Raw genomic sequence first — 16,839 nt, forward strand, 5'->3', positions numbered from 1 at the left:
CGAGCGCTACATTCGTCACATTTATGCGTCAAAGGCTGCTAAACTAGACCACGGTGCCTAGGGACAGGTGCATCTGCATCCATCCTGCCGCACTGGAACTGTCCATCTACTATCCAGTCCGTTTCGGAGAAACTACTACATGACCACGAATACGCCGCAGGTCGCTATCAACGACATTGGTTCGGAAGCAGACCTGATCGCAGCCATCGACGAGACCATCAAGTACTTCAACGATGGCGACATCGTCGAGGGCACTGTCGTCAAGGTCGACCACGACGAGGTCCTCCTCGACATCGGCTACAAGACCGAGGGTGTCATCCTCTCTCGTGAGCTGTCCATCAAGCACGACGTCAACCCCGACGACGTCGTCGCCGTGGGCGACCAGATCGAGGCCCTCGTCCTCCAGAAGGAAGACAAGGAAGGCCGCCTCCTCCTGTCGAAGAAGCGCGCTCAGTACGAGCGTGCGTGGGGCAAGATCGAAAAGATCAAGGAAGAGGACGGCGTCGTTACCGGTACCGTCATCGAGGTCGTCAAGGGCGGCCTGATCCTCGACATCGGCCTGCGTGGCTTCCTGCCCGCCTCCCTCGTCGAGATGCGTCGCGTCCGCGACCTCGCCCCCTACATCGGTCGCGAGATCGAAGCGAAGATCATCGAACTCGACAAGAACCGCAACAACGTGGTCCTGTCCCGCCGCGCATGGCTCGAGCAGACTCAGTCCGAGGTCCGCACGAACTTCCTGCACACCCTGCAGAAGGGCCAGGTGCGCTCCGGCGTCGTTTCCTCCATCGTCAACTTCGGCGCGTTCGTCGATCTCGGTGGTGTCGACGGCCTGGTTCACGTCTCCGAGCTGTCCTGGAAGCACATCGACCACCCGTCCGAGGTCGTCGAAGTTGGTCAGGAAGTCACCGTCGAGGTTCTCGACGTCGACATGGATCGCGAGCGCGTCTCCCTGTCCCTCAAGGCCACACAGGAAGATCCGTGGCAGGCCTTTGCCCGCACCCACGCCATCGGCCAGGTTGTGCCCGGCAAGGTCACCAAGCTCGTCCCCTTCGGCGCGTTCGTCCGCGTCGAGGACGGCATCGAGGGCCTCGTTCACATCTCCGAGCTGGCTCAGCGTCACGTCGAGCTGCCGGACCAGGTCGTCAAGGTCGGCGAAGAGGTCTTCGTCAAGGTCATCGACATCGACCTCGAGCGTCGCCGCATCTCCCTGTCCCTCAAGCAGGCCAACGAGGGCGTGGACCCGAACTCCGAAGAGTTCGATCCTTCGCTCTACGGCATGGCTGCCGAGTACGACGAGAACGGCAACTACAAGTACCCCGAGGGCTTCGATCCCGAGACCCAGGAGTGGATGGAAGGCTTCGACGCTCAGCGCGAGGCTTGGGAAGCCCAGTACGCCGAGGCTCAGGCCCGCTGGGAGGCCCACAAGGCTCAGGTCCGCAAGGCTCTCGAAGAGGACGCCGACGCGGCTCCCTCCATCGAGGAGCAGGCCTCCTACTCGACCCCGGTCGACAACGAGGGCACCCTTGCGTCCGACGAGGCCCTGGCCGCGCTGCGTGAGAAGCTGACGAACAACTGAATCAGTCTTTCTGACTGAGCTTCAACTCGTCAGTTCACGCGAGTGAACGCATGAGTGGTGGTCCCCAGGTTTTCCTGGGGGCCACCACTTTTTGTCTGATTGCGACGCCGCCAGATCTCCGGCCTCCGCGAGGAGCACCTGTTGGTATCGGCCTGCTTGGTGTGCCCGTGGGCGGCGGCCCGCCCGCTCGCCGTCCGCGCTGCGAGCTTCGCTCGGCGCGTCGTCTCGAAGCCCGGCCAGGCCCTGCCGCCGCCCACGGACATCGCAGCCAGGCCCCGCAGGCCTCGCAGCGACCTCCGATCGGGCGGTCTGATGAGCAAAGCCCGGCCCCGCCACAGCCTACGAACAGCGGAATACGAGAGGTTCCGACACAGTTCGTGTGGTGCCGCGCCTAGTGGCGAAGACAACTGAACCCCGCACAGAAACGAATCCGCACGGGGCCTTTGCTGTTGGCGCTCAGGAGGCAGCGCGTTTCATCGCTACTAGGTCGGCGCACGTGCCGATCAACGCCGCGACAACGGTGGGGAGGATCCAACCAAGCTGGTTGGCCTGGAGCGGACTCCACGTAAGCGCGGAGTTGATTTGGTTGGTGGCGACGCCCACCTGCGCGAGCGTCGTTGCGGCCGACCACGCGGCGGCCATCCAGGTGCCCAGGCGGAAGGTCCACGTCACAGGGGTCGCCAGGCGGAAGGGGTGGGTCATGATCGTAATGAAGACGACTGTGATAGCGATCGGGTAGAGGAAGGTGATGATCGGTACCGCGATCGTGAGCACCGAGGACAGCCCCGCAGACGCCAGCACGAAGGAGATGAGCGTGAAAAGGATTATCCATGTGCGGTACGGAATCGCGGGCAGCAGACGGTTAAAGAACTCCGAGGTCGCGGCGATGAGGCCCACCGCCGTTGTCATACACGCGGTCAGCACGATCAGACCGAAAACGATCTGCCCCGGACGCCCCATCGTCGACTGCGCGGCGTCGGCCAGGAGGCTGGCACCATCCGTGTAAGACTGTGCGTTCGGGATGACATGCCCGATGAGGCCCAGGCCGACGTAGACGACGCCCAGGAGCGCACCCGCAATGACCGCCGCGATCGAGGTCCGATGCACGACCTTCGCACCGATGCCACCGCCCGTATGCCCGAGCGAAGTCACGACGATGATGCCGAAGGCCAGGGCTGCGATGGAGTCCATCGTCATGTAGCCCTCAAGTAGACCGGCGGCCAGCGGGTTGTGGACGTACTCGCCGGTGGGCGCGTCGTGCGAGGCCGGCAGCGACGCCAGGCAGAGGAATACCAGCAGAACGAGCAGGCCAAGGAGGATCGGTGTCAGGACCTTCCCGAGGCTGTCGATAATGTTCGTCGGGTTCCAACACAGGTAAAAGGCGATCCCAAAAAAGATCAGGTTGAAGATGACCGAGGCGAGCACCGACTTCGTGCCGATGACGGGCGCGACAGCCGTCGAGAAGGAGACAGCACCCGTTCGCGGGAGGGCGTAGAAGGCGCCGATGGACAGGTAGACCAGGACCGAGAAAACGAACCCGAAGGGCTTTCCGGCGCGGCTGACAAGGTCGCGGATATCGGTGCCGGATAGGGCGATCGTGATGATCGAGATGACGGGCAGAGCGACGCCGCCGATCAGGAAACCGATCATCGCGGGGGTCAAGTTGGTGCCGGCCGACGCGCCCATGATCGGCGGGAAAATAAGGTTACCGGCACCAAAAAACATGGAGAAAAGAGTCAGGGAGGTCGCGATGAGGACCGCGGTACTCGAACGCTGGCCGGAATCATCGTTGACTGTCTGCGTCACTGCTGCTCACTGTGTTGTGTGGGGGCTTTAACAGCTCCAATTCTTGCACGAGGGCACATATACGCAACCGCAGCCGCGATACCCTGAGGATGTGACCGCTTCGTTTTCTTGTGGAGGATGCTCTGCGACGCTGCTCCGCCCGCTGCACCAACACCGCAGTGGGGGACCTGCACGCGTGGTCGCGGTGAGTGGCGGAATCGGTTCGGGCAAGTCCTCAGTGACCGCTTCCTTCAAGTCTCTGGGTGCACTGGTCGCCGATGCCGACGTCATTGCCCGTGAGATTCTCGAACCCGGTCGGCCCGCGCTCGCGCAGGTGGCCGCACGATTCGGAGATGATCTGATCCGTGAGGACGGGACCCTTGACCGGGCGTGCCTCGCGCGTCGTGTCTTCGCCGGTGAGGGCGCCGACGAGCGCGTCGCTGCTCTCAACGCGATCACCCACCCGGCCATCGAGCGTCGTGCTTGGGAGATCCTGAACGCTGCCCCCGCAGGATCGCTTGCCGTCTACGACATTCCGCTCCTCGTCGAGGGCGACTACGCTGACCGTTTTGACGCCGTCGTCATCGTCGATGCCCCCATCGAGGAGCGTGTCGCACGCCTGGAGGGCAGGGGAGTGGCCCCCGAGGACGCGCGCGCCCGGATCCGCGCCCAGGCCTCGTCCGATCAAAGGCGAGCGATCGCGCACGTGTGGATCGATAACTGCGGAAGCGCGGACGATCTGGCGCAGGTGTGCACGCAGGTGTGGGAGCGTTGGCTGACCTCAGACCTCTAGGGGCCATCGACGAGGCCGAGGCGGGCTTTCGCTGGCCGCGCACCCGGGCGGGTCCTCCGCGCGATGCCAGGGCGTGGGCGGTAGCGTAGGAGAGTGAGTGAAACCCCCGTCATCCGGCAAGACAAGCCTTTCGAGGTCATCTCCCCCTACACGCCGTCGGGTGACCAGCCCAAGGCGATCCGTGAGCTGGCAGCGCGCATTCGCGACGGCGAGCAGGACGTCGTCCTCATGGGTGCGACGGGTACGGGCAAGAGCGCGACCACCGCCTGGCTCATTGAGGAGCTGCAACGTCCCGCGCTGGTCCTGGAACCCAACAAGACGCTCGCCGCGCAGCTTGCGGCCGAGTTCCGCGAGCTGCTGCCGGGCAACGCCGTCGAGTACTTTGTCTCCTACTACGACTACTACCAGCCCGAAGCCTACGTCCCCCAGACGGACACCTTCATCGAGAAGGATTCCTCGATCAACGATGAGGTCGAGCGGCTGCGCCACAGCGCTACCAACTCGCTGCTCACGCGGCGCGACACGGTCGTCGTCTCCTCCGTGTCCTGCATCTACGGCCTCGGCACCCCCGAGGAATACGTGGCGCGCATGATCGAACTCGAGCGCGGCATGATCATCGACCGCGACGCACTGCTGCGCCGCTTCGTCGCCATGCAGTACGTGCGCAACGACATGGCCTTCACACGCGGCACCTTCCGCGTGCGTGGCGACACGATTGAGATCATCCCGGTGTACGAGGAACTCGCGATCCGCATCGAGATGTTTGGCGACGAGATCGACTCCCTGGCGGTCCTGCACCCCCTCACCGGCGACGTGATCGACCAGGTCGACCACACCTACCTGTTCCCGGCCTCGCACTACGTGGCCGGCGAGGAACGCATGAAGAAGGCGATTGCCTCCATCGAGGACGAGCTCGATGATCGGCTTGCGTGGTTCCGAAGCCAGAACAAACTCCTCGAGGAGCAGCGCCTGCGCATGCGCACGACCTTCGACCTGGAGATGCTCAAGGAAATCGGGTCGTGCTCGGGCGTGGAAAACTATTCGCGCCACATCGACGGGCGCGGTCCCGGCACCCCTCCGCACACGCTGTTGGACTACTTCCCGGACGACTTCCTGCTCATCATCGACGAGTCCCACGTGACCGTCCCACAGATCGGCGCGATGTTCGAAGGCGATATGTCGCGTAAGCGCACCCTCGTCGACTACGGATTCCGCCTGCCCTCCGCGATGGACAACCGTCCGCTCAAGTGGGACGAGTTCGCCCAGCGCATCGGCCAGACCGTGTACCTCTCCGCGACCCCCGGCCCCTACGAGCTCGAGCGCTCGGACGGCGTGGTCGAGCAGATTATTCGCCCAACGGGTCTCGTCGATCCGCTCGTCGTTGTCAAGCCCACCGAGGGACAGATCGATGACCTCCTCGAACAGGTGCGGTTGCGCGTCGAACGTGACGAGCGCGTCCTCGTCACCACCCTCACCAAGAAGATGGCCGAGGAACTGACCACCTACCTGGCCGAGCGCGGCGTCAAGGTCGAATACCTGCACTCCGACGTCGACACGCTGCGCCGCGTCGAGCTGCTGCGCGAGCTGCGCCTGGGTACCTTCGACGTGCTTGTCGGCATCAACCTGCTGCGCGAGGGCTTGGACCTGCCCGAGGTCTCCCTCGTGTCCATCCTCGACGCAGACAAGGAAGGCTTCCTGCGCTCCACCCGCTCGCTCATCCAGACCATTGGCCGCGCCGCCCGAAACGTGTCCGGCGAGGTCCACATGTACGCCGACAACATGACGGACTCGATGAACGAGGCCATCTCCGAGACCATGCGTCGCCGCGAGATCCAGATCGCCTACAACAAGGAGCACGGCATCGACCCGCAGCCGCTGCGCAAGAAGATCTCCGACGTCACCGATATGCTCGCCCGCGAACAGGTCGACACTCAGACCCTGCTCGAGGGCGGGTACCGCAAGGAGAAGAGCGCACGCGACCGCAGTGCCGCTGCGAAGGCACCCGCCGTCTCGAATCCTGGTCAGCGCGCGGAGGCAGAACTCGCCGAACTCATCGAAGAACTCTCTGCCCAGATGATGACCGCCGCTCAGCACCTCCAGTTCGAGGTTGCCGCGCGCCTGCGCGACGAAATCGAGGACCTCAAGAAGGAACTGCGCGCCATGAAGCGCGCCCACTGACGCCCGCCGACCACCTGCTTCGCGCTGAGGAACGAGGCAGCCACTGCCTCGTTCCTCAGAAATCGCGGCGCTAAGCGACCGATGCCACTGCTCGGGCGTGGACGCGCGCGCAGCCGCCCCACTAAACTAGACGGCGTTAGCGGAGGGGAGTACTCCCACAAACAGTGGCGTCGTCATCACGACGGCCCCGCCCACGCGGCGAGGCCTCCGGCGCCACCGGCCAGGGATTCCTGGCGGGAGGAGACCTCCGGTACCCGACTCGTACCGGAGGCCCCACGTATGCACGTGCACGCGCTCGCCTGGATCGTCCTGGCTGGCATTATCCTGACCATGATCGCCGTCGATATCGTCGGTCACGTTCGCACACCCCACGAACCCACTCTCAAGGAAGCCACCTGGTGGTCGGTCGCCTACATCGCGATCGCCCTCCTTTTTGGCGGCATCGTCTGGGCTGTGTGGGGACCGCAGTACGGTCAGGAATACTTGGGCGGCTATATCACCGAAAAAGCGCTCAGCATCGACAACCTGTTCGTCTTCGTCATCATCCTCTCGAGCTTCCGCGTGCCCCGCAAGGATCAGCAGGAAGTCCTGCTGGCGGGTATCGTGATCGCGCTGATCCTGCGCCTCATCTTCATTCTCGCGGGCGCAGCCCTCATCGAAAACTTCTCGTGGGTGTTCTACATCTTCGGAGCCTGGCTGCTGTGGACCGCCATCAATCAGGTCCGCGAGGGCGTAGGCGAGGAGGAGGAAGACGAATACCGCCCGCCGTCAATCGTGCGGTGGGTGTCTAAGATCGTGCCCGTCACCGACGGCTTCATCGGCTCGCGCATGCTCTACCGCCACGGCGGCCGCACCTACGTCACTCCGATGCTCCTGTGCGTCATCGCGGTGGGCACAGCCGACGTCATGTTCGCCGTCGACTCGATCCCCGCGATCTACTCGCTCACCAACGAGGCATACCTGGTGTTTGCCGCCAACGCGTTCTCCTTGCTCGGCTTGCGTCAGCTCTACTTCCTCATCGATGGTCTGCTTGACCGCATCATTTTCTTGCACTACGGACTCGCAGCGATCCTCGGCTTCATCGGCTTCAAGCTGATCAACCACGCGCTGCACACGAACGAGCTGCCCTTCATCAACGGCGGGCAACCCATTGTTGCGGTTCCTGAGCCGAACATCGCCTTCTCGCTCGGCTTCATCGTGGTTACCATTCTCATCACGGTCGCTGCCTCCCTGGCGGTGTCACGCTCCCGGCGTGGAGGCGAGGATAGCGCGGCGTAAGGGCGCTATGATGCCGCGGTCAAATAGTTAAGGGGTATTCATGGTTATTCACCCGTGGGCGTGGGGAATCCTCGCTCTTGTGGCCATCGGCCTGGTCGTGATCGATTTCCTCGGTCATGCGCGCAACCCGCACCCGCCCACAGCGGTCGAGGCCGCTCGATGGACCCTGTTCTACGTCGGACTCGCCGGGCTTTTCGGCGTCGGCATCTGGCTGACAAACGGGTGGCTCTACGCTCAGGAGTTCTACGCGGGATGGGCCATGGAGTGGTCCCTGTCCGTCGACAACCTCTTCGTGTTCATCCTGATTCTCAAGGCGTTCCGCGTTCCTCGAGAAAATCAGCAGAAGGCCTTGCTCCTCGGCATTATCATCGCCCTGCTCCTGCGTCTCGTGTTCATCCTCCTTGGAGCCGCGCTGGTGTCGCGTTTCTCGTGGGTATTCTTCATCTTCGGACTCTGGCTGCTGTGGACCGCGTTCAGCCAGGTTTGTGAGACAGCGCGGGGGAGCGACGAAGACGAGGAATACCACGAGAGTGGTTTTATCCGCGCGGTTCGGCGTGTTCTCCCGATCACCGATGGCTTCATTGGCAACCGCATGCTCTTCCGTCACGGCGGGCGCACCTACATCACGCCGATGCTCGTCGTTGTCCTGGCCCTCGGCTCGGCGGACCTGATGTTTGCGTTTGACTCGATTCCCGCGATTTTCGGTATCACGCAGCAGGCATTCCTGGTCTTTGCCTGCAACGTGTTTGCGCTGATGGGTTTGCGCCAGCTGTTCTTCTTAGTGGATGCTCTTCTCAGCAAGCTCGTGTACCTGGGCTACGGCCTCGGCGTGATTTTGAGTTTTATCGGCGTCAAGCTGATTCTTGAGGCGTTGCACGCGAACACTCTGCCGTTTATCAACGGGGGATCGGGCGTGGAGTGGGCACCGGAGATTTCCGTATCGGTATCGCTGGGCGTCATCGTCGTGACGCTGGCGGTCACTGTTGTCGCGTCGCTGATTCGTAGCGCGATGGATGAGGGGGATGCCCATGGTAACTGAGGTGGCGAGCGTGGACGAGCGCGGTCTGAGCACCGACGAAGTGTTCGAGCGCATGTCGCGCGGCGCGGTGAACCGCGTCAAGGACCGTACGTCGCGGTCGGTGGCATCCATCGTCCGCGAGAACGTGTTTACGCTCTTCAACGCGATCATCGTGGGTGCGTCGATCATCGTCCTGTTGTTCGGCGATCTGCGCGACGGCATCTTCGGCGGTGTCATGGTCATTAATGCGGTTATCGGTATCATGTCGGAGCTGCGCGCCAAGCGCACCCTGGATTCTCTTGCAATCGTGGATGCACCGCAAGCCTCCGTCCTGCGTAACGGCGAGGTGTCGGTAATCCCTGCTCGCGACGTCGTGCTCGATGACGTCATCGAGCTGGCGCTTGGCGACCAGGTGAGCGTGGACGGTACGGTGCTGGCCTCGGCAGGCCTCGAGATCGATGAGTCGCTGCTGACGGGCGAGTCGCGCCCGGTTAAGAAGAAGGAGGGCGATCAGCTCCTGGCTGGCACGAGCGTCGTTGCCGGATCGGGACGCATGGTCGCCACGGCAGTCGGCGAGCGTGTCTACGCGCAGGGCCTGTCCGAGCAGGCACGTGCCTTCACCCGTACGATCTCCGAGATCCAGGTGTCGATTAATCGCGTCCTGCAGGTTGTCTCGGTCATGCTGCTGCCGATTGTTGCCTTGACGTTCTATTCGCAGAATCGCATCGCGGGCGGCTTAGGCGGGGACTGGCGAGAGGCCTTGGTCCTGTCGGTTGCCTCGGTCATCGGCATGATCCCCCAGGGCCTCGTACTTCTGACTTCGATGAACTTCGCGATTGGGTCGGCGACGCTGGCCCGGCGCGGGGTCCTCGTGCAGGAACTTCCGGCCGTCGAAGTTCTCGCCCGTGTCGACTGCCTGTGCCTGGACAAGACGGGCACGCTCACCACCGGCGGCATCCGCGTGCGCCAGATCGACGTGATCTCGGGCGACGAGGCACTCATTCGCCGCGCGCTCGCGACTGCGTCGAGCGACCGCACGAACGCGACCGCGCAGGCCATCTGGTCTTTCCTCGACGAGGAGGCACTGGCGGGCGCTCAGGCGCGCGCACAGTGGAGCGTTCCCTTCTCGTCGGCGCGTAAGTGGAGCGCGTGGGGCACGGACTGCGAGTCCTGGATCCTGGGTGCCCCCGAGATCGTCATCGACGAGGCCGTGGCTGGAAACTCAGCTCTGCTGGAGCGGGTGGGTGGCTTCGCGAGTAGCGGAGCCCGCGTCGTCGCGCTTGTCCGCGCGGATTCGGCTGTCGTGGACGATGAGCTGCCGGAGGCCCGCGAGGTAGCCGCGATTGTGGTCCTGGAGGAGGATCTGCGCGAAGACGTGGCCGAAACGCTCGACTACTTCCGTTCTCAGGGCGTGCACGTGCGCGTCATTTCGGGCGACAACCCGACAACGGTCGGCGCGTTGGCCACCCAGGCTGGACTGACGGCGCCCGACGGCATGCCCGCCCGCCTCATGGACGCACGCGACCTGCCCGAGGACCTTTCCTCCGAGGCATTCATCGACGCAATTGAGAAGCATGATGTCTTCGGGCGCGTGACGCCCGAGCAGAAGCGTGCGATGGTCGGCGCTCTGCAGGCCCGCGAGCACTGCGTTGCGATGACGGGCGATGGCGTGAACGACGCCCTCGCGCTCAAGGATGCCGACCTCGGTATCGCGATGGGCAACGGCACGCAGGCCACGAAGGCGGTTGCGCAGATTGTCCTCGTTGACTCGAAGTTCTCTGTTCTGCCGGGCGTTTTGTCGGAGGGCCGCCGCATCATCGCGAACATGGAGCGCGTCTCCTCGCTGTTCCTGGCCAAGACCACCTACGCGGCTGTCCTCGTGATCGTGACCGCACTGGTCGGCTGGCGCTACCCGTTCCTGCCGCGCCAGTTCAGCTACATCGACTCCCTGACGATCGGCATCCCGGCGTTCTTCCTGGCGCTATGGCCCAACCCGCGTCGTTATGTGCCGGGATTCCTCAAGCGCACGCTGTCCCTGGCGATGCCGACGGGTGTCATCCTGGCGGCTGCCGCGTTGACCGCTTTCGGCATTGCCGACGGCCCGCAGGACCGCGAGTCGACGGCGGCGATCCTCTCCCTGATGCTTGGCGCGATCTGGCTGCTGGTCATCACGTCGCGACCGCTGTCCCTGTGGAAGTGGGTTCTGCTCGTGGCCGTCACGTCCGCAACCGTCGGCGGCGTGTTGATCCCGCCCGTTCGCCACTTCTTCTCAACCGTGGCACCGACCACGCATGAGTGGCTCCTCATCCTGTGCGTCGGTGCGGGTGCCGCCTTGCTCATTGAAGTCGCTCAGCGCATCTTTTACGCCCGACAATTCGCTCGCTCCCTCGAGCAATAGCTGGGTAGATACGACACGAGGCCGGTGCGGGAAAAACCCGCCCCGGCCTCGTGCGTGGAAGCGACTCAGAACACCCGGATGACGGGATTCCACTCGCGGATGAGACGAGCCTGGATGACCTCGGCGACGTAGAAGGGATCCTGATTGAGGATCTGCTCGACGTCGGCCTGGCTCTCGGCGTTGATGAGAATCAGCGCGCCGGGAACCTCACCAGCGAGGGGGCCGGACGCGACGTTGATTCCCTGTTCGAGCAAACCGGACAGGAACGCGCGGTGAGTCGGGCGGACTTCGTCCATCGTCTCGGTCATGGAGGGGTTGTAGACGTATTCGACTGCGTAGTATGCCATACGCATAACACTAGCCCTGATCCGCGATTTTGCCTAGGGGACGGATAGGATCAAAGGGTGCATGACAAGCTAATCATCCAGGGTGCCCGCGAACACAACCTCAAGGACGTAAACCTCGAGCTGCCCCGTGACTCCATGATCGTCTTCACCGGCCTGTCCGGATCCGGTAAGTCCTCCCTCGCCTTTGACACGATTTTCGCCGAGGGACAGCGCCGCTACGTCGAGTCCCTGTCCTCCTACGCGCGTCAGTTCCTCGGCCAGATGGACAAGCCGGATGTTGACTTCATCGAAGGCTTGTCACCCGCCGTCTCCATCGACCAGAAGTCGACGTCACGCAACCCGCGCTCGACGGTCGGCACGATCACGGAGATCCACGACTACCTGCGTCTGCTCTACGCGCGTGCCGGCGTCGCGCACTGCCCCGAGTGCGGGGCGCGCATCCAGGCACAGACACCCCAGCAGATCGTCGACCGCGTGCGCACGATGGACGAGGGCACGCGCTTCCAGGTCCTTTCCCCGGTCGTGCGCGGCCGCAAGGGCGAGTACCAGGATCTCATCGACGAACTGCGCTCCGAGGGCTACACGCGCGCGATCATCGACGGCGAGGCCGTGCGTCTCGAGAATGCCCCCAAGCTGGAGAAGAAACTCAAACACACGATCGAGGTCGTTATCGACCGCCTTGTCGTCCGCGAGGGCATGCGCCAGCGCCTCACCGATTCGGTCGAGACCGCGTTGCGCCTGTCCGATGGCCTCGTCGTCATCGATTGCGTCGACCTGGACGAGAACGACCCGGAGCGCCGCCGCCGTTTCTCCGAGAAGCGCGCCTGCCCGAATGACCACCCTCTGGCCCTCGACGAGATCGAGCCTCGCACCTTCTCCTTCAACGCCCCCTACGGCGCGTGCCCGGACTGCGCGGGACTTGGCTTCCGCCAGGAGGTGGACCCCGAGCTGGTCGTCCCCGACGAGGAACTCTCGCTCGCCGACGGTGCTGTCATCCCCTGGAACTCGAACTTCAAGTACCACAAGAAGCTCCTCGAATCCCTGTCCAAGGAACTCGGCTTCGCGATGGGCACGCCCTGGAAGAACCTGCCCAAGAAGGTCAAAAACGCCGTTCTGTATGGCAAGGACTACGAGGTCACCGTCAAGTTCCGCAACCGCTGGGGCCGCGAGCGCTCTTACACGACGGGCTTCGAGGGCGCGGTCAACTACATTGAGCGTAAGCGCGAGGAGACCGAGTCTGCGGCTGTGTCCGAGAAGCTCGACTCCTACATGCGTGAGATTCCGTGCCCGACGTGCGAGGGCGCGCGCCTGAAGCCGGAGGTCCTGGCAGTGCGTATCGGCGACAAGTCGATCGCCGAGCTGTCCGACATGTCCATCTTGGAGGCACGTGAGTTCCTCGCGACCGTCGAACTCGAGCAGCGTGCGCGCGCTATCGCGGCACCCATCCTCACCGAGATCGAGGCCCGCCTGGCCTTCCTCGTTGACGTGGGCCTGACCTACCTGACGCTCTCTCGCGGTGCGGGCACACTGTCGGGAGGCGAGGCACAGCGTATCCGCCTGGCCACGCAGATCGGCTCCGGCCTCGTCGGTGTCCTCTACGTTCTGGACGAGCCTTCGATCGGCCTGCACCAGCGCGACAACCGCAAGCTCATCGCGACGCTCGAACGCCTGCGCGACCTGGGCAACACGCTCATCGTCGTCGAGCACGACGAGGAGACGATGGAGGCGGCCGACTGGATCGTGGATATCGGTCCCGGCGCGGGTGAGACGGGTGGCTGGGTCGTTCACTCGGGGCCGCTTTCCGAACTGCTGAAGAACCGCAAGTCGCTGACCGGCCAGTACCTGTCGGGCAAGCGCCGTATTCTCCTGCCGCCGACGCGACGCCCGGTCGATAAGAAGCGCGTCGTCACGGTCAAGGGTGCGCGCGAAAACAACCTGAAGAACATCGATGTGTCGTTCCCGCTCGGCGTGTTCACTGCCGTCACCGGCGTGTCTGGCTCGGGCAAGTCGACGCTGGTGAATGGCATCCTCTACCGCACACTGGCATCGCGTCTCAACGGCGCGCGCATGGTGCCCGGCCGCCACCGCACGATCACGGGCATCGAACAGCTCGACAAGGTCGTGCACGTGGACCAGAGCCCAATCGGTCGTACGCCGCGCTCGAATCCGGCGACCTACACGGGCGTGTGGGACCAGATCCGCAAGCTTTTTGCCGAAACACAGGAGGCAAAGGTGCGTGGCTACGGTCCGGGACGCTTCTCCTTCAATGTGAAGGGCGGACGCTGCGAGTCCTGTAAGGGCGACGGCACGCTGAAGATCGAGATGAACTTCCTGCCCGACGTGTACGTCCCCTGCGAGGTCTGCCATGGCGCTCGCTACAACCGCGAAACCCTGGAGGTCGAGTACAAGGGCAAGACTGTCGCGGACGTGCTCGACATGCCGATCGCGGAGGCCGCACAGTTCTTCGCGCCGATCTCGCGCATTGCCCGTCACCTCAACACGCTTGTCGAGGTGGGCCTGGGTTACGTGCGCCTCGGACAGAGTGCGACGACCCTGTCGGGCGGCGAGGCTCAGCGCGTCAAGCTTGCTTCCGAGTTGCAGCGGCGCTCGACGGGACGCACGGTGTACGTGCTCGATGAGCCCACGACCGGCCTGCACTCCGAGGACATCCGCAAGCTCCTCCTCGTGCTGCAGTCCCTAGCCGACAAAGGCAACACTGTCATCGTCATCGAGCACAACCTGGACGTCATCAAGAGCGCCGACTGGATCATCGACATGGGGCCCGAGGGCGGCGCGGGCGGCGGCATGGTCGTCGCCGAGGGAACACCCGAACAGGTTGCAACCGTAGAGGAATCATTCACGGGCCAGTACCTGGCGGAGGTCCTCGCGAAGGAGGCCGCGCGCGACGCCGCTGAGTCGTAGGAACCGCTAGGATGAGCCTCATGCTCCCCGCTTACGGTTTGTACGGCTTCGCCTACTACTGGCCCTCCTGGGTTCACCTGCTGGTGATTGCCCTCATGGTCGTGGCCGGCTCTCTCACGCTTAAGGCGCTCGCGGCCCGCTCGGCTGGGCGCAGCCGCGTCTACGGCCTGTCCTGCGGGTTTGTCGCTGGCCTGGGCAACCTGAGCCTGTGTGTGCTCGGCCAGGCGGAGGCCCGTCACGTGTGGCAGCTGGGCACGGTCATCGCGATCTATGCGGTCGTCGCTGTATGCGTGATCATGTCGCTGTTCACGTTGTGGAGCGGCGACAGCGATGGCTTCCTGTGGTCTCGCGCCTTCCACACCCTCCTGCTTGTCGGTATTCTCGTCTCGGCCGCTCTGGAGATTACCCGGCGCACGCTGTTCTGGATTCCGCTGCCCGTCATGGGAGTGGCGGTCCTCCTCGCGTTGTTCGGTGCCTTCGTCGTGGGACGCAACACCGCCGACTAGGGGAGTCCTCGCGCGCGACTCGGCCCCGACCTCGTTCATGGTGACGAGGTCGGGGCCGGTTCGTCGGATCGAGATCCCCTGGCAGGTCGCCGGGCTACTCCTGGTTCTTCTGGGTCTTCGCGGCCTCGCCGGACGCGTAGAGGGCGTCGACCTCGTCGGCGTAGTCGGCTAGGACGCGGCGGCGCTTGAGCTTGAGGGAGGGCGTCATGTAGCCGTTCTCCACGGTGAAGGCCGCATTGACGATGCGGTAACGGCGGATCGACTCGGCTCGCGACACCGCCTTGTTGGCGCGGGCGATTGCCTTCTCCAAGGACTCACGCACCTCGGGCAGGTTCGCCGCCTGTGCCGCGTCCACGACGGGCAGACCGTGAGTGGCCAGCCACTCAGGCAGCATCTCCGTGTCCAGCGCGATGAGCGCGCCGATGTAGGGGCGGTTGTCACCGACGACGATGATGTTCGCGATGAGTGGGTGCGTCGAGAGGGACTCTTCGAGGATCTCGGGGGACACGTTCTTACCGCCCGCGGTGACGATGAGTTCTTTCTTGCGTCCCGTGATGCGCAGGTGGCCACGGTCGTCGATGGAGGCGAGGTCACCCGTCTTGAACCAGCCGTCGACGAAGGCCTCAGCCGTGGCCTCGGGCAGGTTATGGTATCCCTTCGACACGGAGATGCCGCGCACGAGGAGCTCGCCGTCAGGGGCGATCATCATCTGGTTGCCCGGCCAGGGGAAGCCTACCGAGTCCGGAGGGAAATCCTGTGGCGTCTCCACGGAGATCGGACCGGTCGTCTCGGACAGGCCGTAGCCCTGCAGGAGGGTGATGCCCAGGCCACGATAGAAGTTCGCCAGGTCGAGAGCCAGGGGAGCGCCGCCCGAGATGATTGTGTGCAGGTTCGGGCCGAGGATCGCCCGTACCTTCGACAGAACAAGGGCATCCGCGATGCGACCGCGCAGCTTGAGGGCAGCAGAAGGACCGGGGGAGGGCATTGCCGAGGCATCCGGGATGGGCGTCGTGTCCGGACCGGGTCCGGCGACCGCCGACTCGGGCAGAGGAGAATCCACGTAGGCGGTGGCCTTGGACAGGGCACGCGCCTGCTTGGCGGCCCACGCGAACATACGGCCCTTCATGCCGCCGCCCGCCTTAGCAGCGGCCGCGTTGTAGACCTTCTCCATGACGCGCGGAACAACAAGGAGCATCGTCGGCTTGAACGTCGCGATGTCGTCGACCAGGTTGCGGGTGTCCGGAGAGAACGCGGTGATGCCCTGGCCTGCGAGCAGGCAGTACATGACGAATCGCGCGAGCACGTGGGCGACCGGCAGGAAGAGCAGGGAGCGCGACTTCGGGTCGTTGATGAGGACGGGCAGGAAGTCGTAAGCCTGCAGCATCGGTGAAATAAAGTTCCCGTGCGTGAGGACCACACCCTTGGGCATGCCGGTCGTGCCCGACGTGTAGATGATCGTCGCCTCGTCGCTGAGCGTCACGGCGTTGGTACGCGCGCGCACCTGTTCGACGCTCACGCCCCGCGCGGCACTCGTCAGGACACGCTCGGCACCCCGATCAAGGGAGAAGACATAGCGGACCCCCTCCGTGCGCACGGACTCCACCAGCTCGGCCTGCTGCGTGGTCGCCGTGATGACGATGCGCACGTCTGCGTCGGCCAGGATGTGCGCGATCTGCTGGGCCGAGTCCGTCTCGTAGATCGGCACGGTGATCGCACCGCAGGACAAGGTAGCCACGTCAATGAGGGCCCACTCGTAGGAGGTGGGAGCCAAAATCGCGAGGTGGTCACCCGGCTCGAGGCCGATGCCGATGAGGCCGCGCGCGATGGAATCCACTTCCGCCAGGAAGCTCTCCATCGTCACCTTGCGCCAGGCACCCACGTTCGAGCGACGCTCGATCGCGAACTGGCCGGGGTGGCGCTCCACGCGCTGGTGCAGCATCTTCGGGAGGTTCATATCCTCGGTGGCTTCTCGCGTCGCAATCGACTCCCATGAGCCATCGGCGAGCCTACGTACCGTCATTGCGGTCCTTTCGTGGGG

11 protein-coding genes are annotated in these 16,839 nt (G+C 64.2%); 8 read left to right on the forward strand and 3 right to left on the reverse strand.

Features of this window, described 5'->3' with window-relative positions; all coding sequences use genetic code 11:
* Nucleotides 1-139: 139 nt before the first annotated feature.
* Nucleotides 140-1,576 (forward strand): 30S ribosomal protein S1, encoded by a 1,437-nt coding sequence (gene rpsA / locus O3932_RS07700; protein WP_009647770.1) that lies wholly within the window; start codon nucleotides 140-142, stop codon nucleotides 1,574-1,576.
* Nucleotides 1,577-2,032: 456 nt separating this feature from the next.
* Here rpsA and brnQ read toward each other — a convergent pair whose 3' ends face one another.
* Nucleotides 2,033-3,382 carry a branched-chain amino acid transport system II carrier protein gene (gene brnQ, locus O3932_RS07705; protein ID WP_296504288.1) on the reverse strand — a complete coding sequence of 450 codons (1,350 nt, stop codon included), beginning with the start codon at nucleotides 3,380-3,382 and terminating at the stop codon, nucleotides 2,033-2,035.
* A gap of 175 nt (nucleotides 3,383-3,557) precedes the next feature.
* On the opposite strand from brnQ, the gene coaE reads away from it, so the two are divergent.
* From coaE to O3932_RS07730, 5 genes are all read left to right on the forward strand, one after another.
* Entirely contained in the window at nucleotides 3,558-4,154 is a 597-nt protein-coding gene (coaE, locus tag O3932_RS07710) for a dephospho-CoA kinase (protein ID WP_371537496.1), read from the forward strand.
* 93 nt (nucleotides 4,155-4,247) lie between these two features.
* Nucleotides 4,248-6,332, forward strand: coding sequence for an excinuclease ABC subunit UvrB (uvrB, locus tag O3932_RS07715; protein ID WP_371537499.1), 2,085 nt, complete (start codon nucleotides 4,248-4,250; stop codon nucleotides 6,330-6,332).
* 279 nt (nucleotides 6,333-6,611) lie between these two features.
* The gene (locus tag O3932_RS07720; RefSeq protein WP_371537502.1) at nucleotides 6,612-7,610 is read left to right on the forward strand and encodes a TerC family protein; all 999 of its coding nucleotides are present in this window, start codon (nucleotides 6,612-6,614) and stop codon (nucleotides 7,608-7,610) included.
* 40 nt (nucleotides 7,611-7,650) lie between these two features.
* Complete coding sequence (locus tag O3932_RS07725) at nucleotides 7,651-8,649, forward strand: TerC/Alx family metal homeostasis membrane protein (RefSeq protein ID WP_371537505.1); 999 nt, start codon at nucleotides 7,651-7,653, stop codon at nucleotides 8,647-8,649.
* On the forward strand, nucleotides 8,639-11,026 hold the full coding sequence (locus O3932_RS07730) for a cation-translocating P-type ATPase (protein ID WP_371537508.1): 2,388 nt from the start codon (nucleotides 8,639-8,641) through the stop codon (nucleotides 11,024-11,026). The genes O3932_RS07725 and O3932_RS07730 overlap by 11 nt, the downstream gene beginning before the upstream one ends.
* Nucleotides 11,027-11,091: 65 nt before the next feature.
* Here O3932_RS07730 and O3932_RS07735 read toward each other — a convergent pair whose 3' ends face one another.
* Nucleotides 11,092-11,373: a YciI family protein gene (locus tag O3932_RS07735; RefSeq protein ID WP_296504301.1), complete on the reverse strand. Its 282-nt coding sequence runs from the start codon at nucleotides 11,371-11,373 to the stop codon at nucleotides 11,092-11,094.
* A 57-nt stretch (nucleotides 11,374-11,430) separates the two neighbouring features.
* Here O3932_RS07735 and uvrA point away from each other — a divergent pair, with 57 nt between their 5' ends.
* Together uvrA and O3932_RS07745 are read left to right on the forward strand one after the other, a co-directional pair.
* Nucleotides 11,431-14,295, forward strand: coding sequence for an excinuclease ABC subunit UvrA (uvrA, locus tag O3932_RS07740; protein WP_371537510.1), 2,865 nt, complete (start codon nucleotides 11,431-11,433; stop codon nucleotides 14,293-14,295).
* An 11-nt stretch (nucleotides 14,296-14,306) separates the two neighbouring features.
* Nucleotides 14,307-14,801 (forward strand): polysaccharide transporter, encoded by a 495-nt coding sequence (locus O3932_RS07745; protein WP_296504305.1) that lies wholly within the window; start codon nucleotides 14,307-14,309, stop codon nucleotides 14,799-14,801.
* A gap of 94 nt (nucleotides 14,802-14,895) precedes the next feature.
* On the opposite strand, the gene O3932_RS07750 is transcribed toward O3932_RS07745, so the two are convergent.
* Entirely contained in the window at nucleotides 14,896-16,821 is a 1,926-nt protein-coding gene (locus tag O3932_RS07750) for a long-chain fatty acid--CoA ligase (RefSeq protein WP_315294426.1), read from the reverse strand.
* Between the last annotated feature and the right edge of the window lie 18 nt (nucleotides 16,822-16,839).

The sequence above is a fragment of the Pauljensenia sp. 20925_1_25 genome (assembly GCF_041433955.1).
Lineage (GTDB): Bacteria > Actinomycetota > Actinomycetes > Actinomycetales > Actinomycetaceae > Pauljensenia.